Origin of the sequence: Streptomyces sp. NPDC059455, from assembly GCF_042750115.1 — a bacterium.
GTDB lineage: Bacteria > Actinomycetota > Actinomycetes > Streptomycetales > Streptomycetaceae > Streptomyces > Streptomyces endocoffeicus.
The window spans coordinates 1-4,713 of sequence record NZ_JBHYVB010000399.1 but is presented as its reverse complement, the minus strand read 5'-3'; the positions used below and the strand labels follow the sequence as shown (position 1 = coordinate 4,713).

The 4,713-nt window shown below is 70.5% G+C and carries 1 protein-coding gene; it reads left to right on the top strand.

All coding sequences use genetic code 11. From position 1 onward, the window contains the following. The coding region (locus ACFXB5_RS52750) for a type I polyketide synthase (RefSeq protein ID WP_385223062.1) at nt 1-4,713 on the top strand (4,713 nt) is incomplete at both ends.

Here is a 4,713-nt window from a genome sequence, read left to right as displayed (position 1 = left end):
CACCGGCGCGAGCGGCACGCTGGGTGCGCTGTTCGCCCGCCATCTGGTGGCGGAGCGTGGCGTACGGCAGCTGCTGCTGGTGAGCCGTCGTGGTGGCGAGGCTGCGGGCGCGTCCGAACTGGCTTCCGAGCTGGCCGCGTTGGGTGCGAGCGTGAGCTGGGCGGCGTGTGATGTCGCCGATCGTGACGCGCTGGCCGAGGTACTGGCGGGGATTCCGGCTGAGCACCCGCTGCTGGGCGTGGTGCACACGGCCGGTGTGCTGGATGACGGTGTGATCGGTTCGCTCACCCCCGAGCGCATGGCGGGGGTGTTGCGTCCGAAGGTGGACGCGGCCTGGAACCTGCATGAGCTGACCCGCGACCTGGACCTGTCGGCGTTTATTCTCTTCTCTTCGGCCGCCGGTGTTTTCGGCAATGCGGGTCAGGGCAACTACGCCGCCGCCAATGCCTACCTGGACGCCCTCGCCCAGCACCGTCGGGCACATGGCCTGCCCGCCACCTCGCTGGCTTGGGGCCTGTGGGCCGACTCCAGCGCGATGACCGGTGAGCTGGACGACGCGGATGTGTCCCGGATGAGCCGGGGCGGTGTTCTCGCGCTCTCCGCGACCGAGGGTCTGGAGCTGTTCGACGTGGCGGGCCGCCTCGGCGAGGCGGTGCTGGTGCCGATGTCGCTGGACATGGCCGCGCTCCGGGCGCAGGCGGCCAGCGGTGCGCTGGCGCCGCTGTTCCGTGGGCTGATGCGGGTTCCGGCGCGGCGGGCGGCGGAGGGTGCGGCGGCGTCGGGTGCGCTGGCGCGGCGGCTCGCCGGGCTGAGTGAGGCCGAGCAGCTCGATGTGCTGCTGGACCTGGTCCGTACGAACGTCGCGACGGTGCTCGGATACGCCGGTCCGGAGACGGTCGAGCCCGACCGTTCCTTCCGTGAGCTGGGCTTTGACTCGCTGACGGCGGTGGAGTTGCGGAATGCGCTGGGTGCGGTGAGTGAGCTGCGGCTGCCCGCGACGCTGGTCTTCGACTATCCGACGCCTGCGGTGCTGGCGGAGTTCCTGCGTGCGGAGGTTGTGGGGGCTGCGGCTGCGGTGGCGGGTCCGGTGGTGGTGTCGGCCGCCGATGATGAGCCGGTTGCCATCGTGGGTCTGGGCTGCCGCTACCCGGGTGGGGTGGAGACTCCGGAGGATCTGTGGCGGTTGGTCATGGAGGGCCGGGACGCGATTTCCGAGTTCCCGAATGACCGTGGCTGGGACCTCGCGGCGCTCTACCACGAGGACCCGGACCACAGCGGAACGAGCTACGCCCGCGAGGGCGGCTTCGTGGAGGACGCCGGCCACTTCGACCCGGGCTTCTTCGGGATTTCGCCGCGTGAGGCGTTGGCGATGGATCCGCAGCAGCGGTTGCTGTTGGAGACGTCGTGGGAGGCGTTCGAGCGGGCCGGGATCGACCCGGCCGTGCTGCGCGGCAGCCGGACCGGTGTGTTCGCGGGCGTCATGTACCACGACTACGCCTCGCTGCTGGAGCGGGTGCCCGAGGGCGTCGAAGGTTTCCTCGGTACGGGTAATGCGGCGAGTGTGATTTCGGGGCGGTTGGCTTACACGTTTGGTCTTGAGGGGCCGACGATCACGGTGGATACGGCGTGTTCGTCGTCGTTGGTGGCGTTGCATCTGGCGGTGCAGGCGTTGCGGAGTGGTGAGTGTTCGCTGGCGCTTGCGGGTGGTGTGACGGTGATGGCGACTCCGGCGCCGTTTGTGGAGTTCAGTCGTCAGCGTGGGTTGGCTGCTGATGGGCGGTGTAAGGCGTTCTCGGCGGATGCGGATGGTACGGGGTGGTCCGAGGGTGCGGGCATGCTGCTGGTGGAGCGGCTGTCGGATGCGCGGAGGAATGGTCATCCGGTGCTGGCGGTGGTGCGTGGCTCGGCGATCAATCAGGATGGTGCGTCGAATGGTTTGACGGCGCCGAATGGTCCGTCGCAGCAGCGGGTGATTCGTCAGGCGTTGGCGAATGCGGGTTTGTCGGCGTCCGAGGTGGACGCGGTCGAGGCGCATGGCACGGGGACCAGCCTCGGCGATCCCATTGAGGCGCAGGCGCTTATGGCGACGTATGGCCAGGAGCGGGGGCCGGAGCGGCCGTTGCTGCTTGGTTCCATCAAGTCGAACATGGGTCATACGCAGGCCGCTGCCGGTGTGGCGGGCATCATCAAGATCGTCATGTCGATGCGGCATGGTGTGTTGCCGCGAACGCTGCACGCGCAGGAACCGTCGCCGCATATTGACTGGTCTGCGGGTGCGGTGTCGCTGCTGCAGGAGTCGGTGGAGTGGCCGGAGTCCGGGCGCCCCCGACGCGCTGCGATCTCGTCGTTCGGCTTCAGTGGCACCAACGCGCACACGATCATCGAGCAGGCCCCGGTCAGCGAGGACGAGGCCCCGCGTGAGGTGGCGACGGCGCCTGGTGTGACGTCGTGGCCGCTGTCGGCGAAGACCGCCGACGCGCTGTGTGCGCAGGCCGGGCGGCTCCGTTCCTACCTGGACGAGCGGCCGGAGCTCGCACCGGCCGACCTCGGCTACTCGCTCGCGACCACGCGCGCCGCGCTGGACCACCGCGCGGTGCTGGTGGCCGACGACCGCGAGGGCTTCCTGCGCGGTCTGGACGCGCTGGCACGCGGGGAGTCCGGCGCGGAGGTTATCCAGGGGTCGGCTGCTGGCGGCAAGGTGGCGTTCCTGTTCACGGGGCAGGGGAGTCAGCGGCTGGGGATGGGGCGTGCGCTGTACGACGCCTTCCCGGTGTTCGCGGAGGCGCTGGACGCGGTCTGCGATGAGCTGGATGGGCACCTTGAGCGGCCGTTGAAGACGGTGCTGTTCGGGGAGGACGCCGAGGCGCTGGACCAGACCGGGTTCACTCAGCCCGCGCTGTTCGCCATCGAGGTGGCGCTGTTCCGGCTGGTGCAGGCGTGGGGTCTCAAGGCGGACTTCCTCTCCGGTCACTCGATTGGTGAGCTGGCTGCCGCGCATGTGGCGGGTGTGTTGTCGCTCGCGGACGCGTGCACGCTGGTGGCGGCTCGTGGGCGGTTGATGCAGGAGCTGCCCGCCGGTGGCGCGATGATCGCCATCCAGGGCTCCGAGGACGAGGTGCTGCCGCTGCTCACCGAGCGCGTGAGCATCGCCGCCCTCAACGGTCCGGCCTCCGTGGTCATCGCGGGCGATGAGGACGCGGCGGCTGAGATCGCTGCCGGTTTCGAGGCGCAGGGTCGGAAGACCAAGCGGCTCACGGTCAGCCACGCGTTCCACTCCCCGCGCATGGACGGGATGCTGGAGGCGTTCCGCGAGGTCGCGGAGGGGCTGTCGTACGCGGCCCCGCGCATCCCGATCGTTTCCAACCTCACCGGCGCGGTCGTCTCCGCCGAGGAGATCACCACCCCCGACTTCTGGGTGCGCCACGTCCGTGAAGCCGTCCGCTTCCTCGACGGTGCCCGGACGATGGAAGCCCAGGGCGTCACCACCTACCTCGAACTCGGCCCGGACGGGGTCCTGACCGCCATGGCCCAGGAGTGCGTCACCGACGCCGACGCGGCCGGATTCGCCGCCGTGTTGCGGGCCGGTCGGCCCGAGGCGCGGGCGGTCCACACCGCCGTGGCGCGGGCGTACGTCCGTGGTGTGGCGGTGGACTGGGCGGCCGTCTTCGCCGGTACGGGCGCGGCTCGGGTCGAGCTGACCGATCTGCCGACGTACGCCTTCCAGCGCCGCCGGTACTGGCCGCAGGCGTCGGCCTACGGCATCGGTGGCACAGCGGGGCTCGGGCTGGCCGCCGTGGATCATCCGCTCGTGGGGGCCGCCGTACCGCTCGCGGGTGGCGACGGTGTGCTGCTGACCGGGCGGATCTCGGCCCAGACGCATCCGTGGCTGCTCGATCACGCCGTGATGGGTTCGGTGCTGCTGCCGGGTACGGCCTTCGTTGAGCTGGCGGTTCGCGCCGGTGACCAGGTGGGCTGTGACCAGGTTGAGGAGCTGACGCTGGAGGCGCCGCTGGTGCTTCCGGAGGTGGGCGGTGTTCAGCTTCAGGTGTCGGTGGGTGCGCCGGATGGCTCCGGTCGTCGTGCGTTCGAGGTGTACTCGCGGCTTGAGGACGCGGCCGCCGATGAGCCGTGGCTGCGCCACGCCTCGGGTGCGCTCGTGGAGGGCGCGCCGGCGGCGTCGTTCGACCTGAGCGCCTGGCCCCCGGCCGGTGCGACACCGGTCGAGCTTGACGGTCTCTACGAGGGCATGGCGGGCCTGGGGCTCGCCTACGGCCCGGTGTTCCAGGGGCTGAGGTCCGCCTGGCGGCTCGATGGCGAGGTATACGCGGAGCTGGAGCTGGCGGAGGACGGGCAGTCCGAGGCGGGGCTGTTTGGTCTGCATCCGGCGCTGCTGGACTCGGCCCTGCACGCGGTCGGGCTCGGTGGTCTGATCGAGGGTGAGGCCGGGGCTCGGTTGCCGTTCTCGTGGGCTGGTGTGTCGTTGCACGCGGTGGGTGCTTCGGTGTTGCGGGTGCGGTTGTCGGCGGCGGGTTCCGATGCGGTGTCGTTGGCGGTGGCGGATGGTGCCGGGCGTGCGGTGCTGTCGGTGGACTCGCTGGTGTTGCGGCCGGTGTCGGTCGAGCAGTTGGAGAGCGCGCGTACGGCGTACCACGAGTCGCTGTACTGCGTGGAGTGGACGGCGACGCCCGCATCCGTGGACTTGGCCGAGGGCCG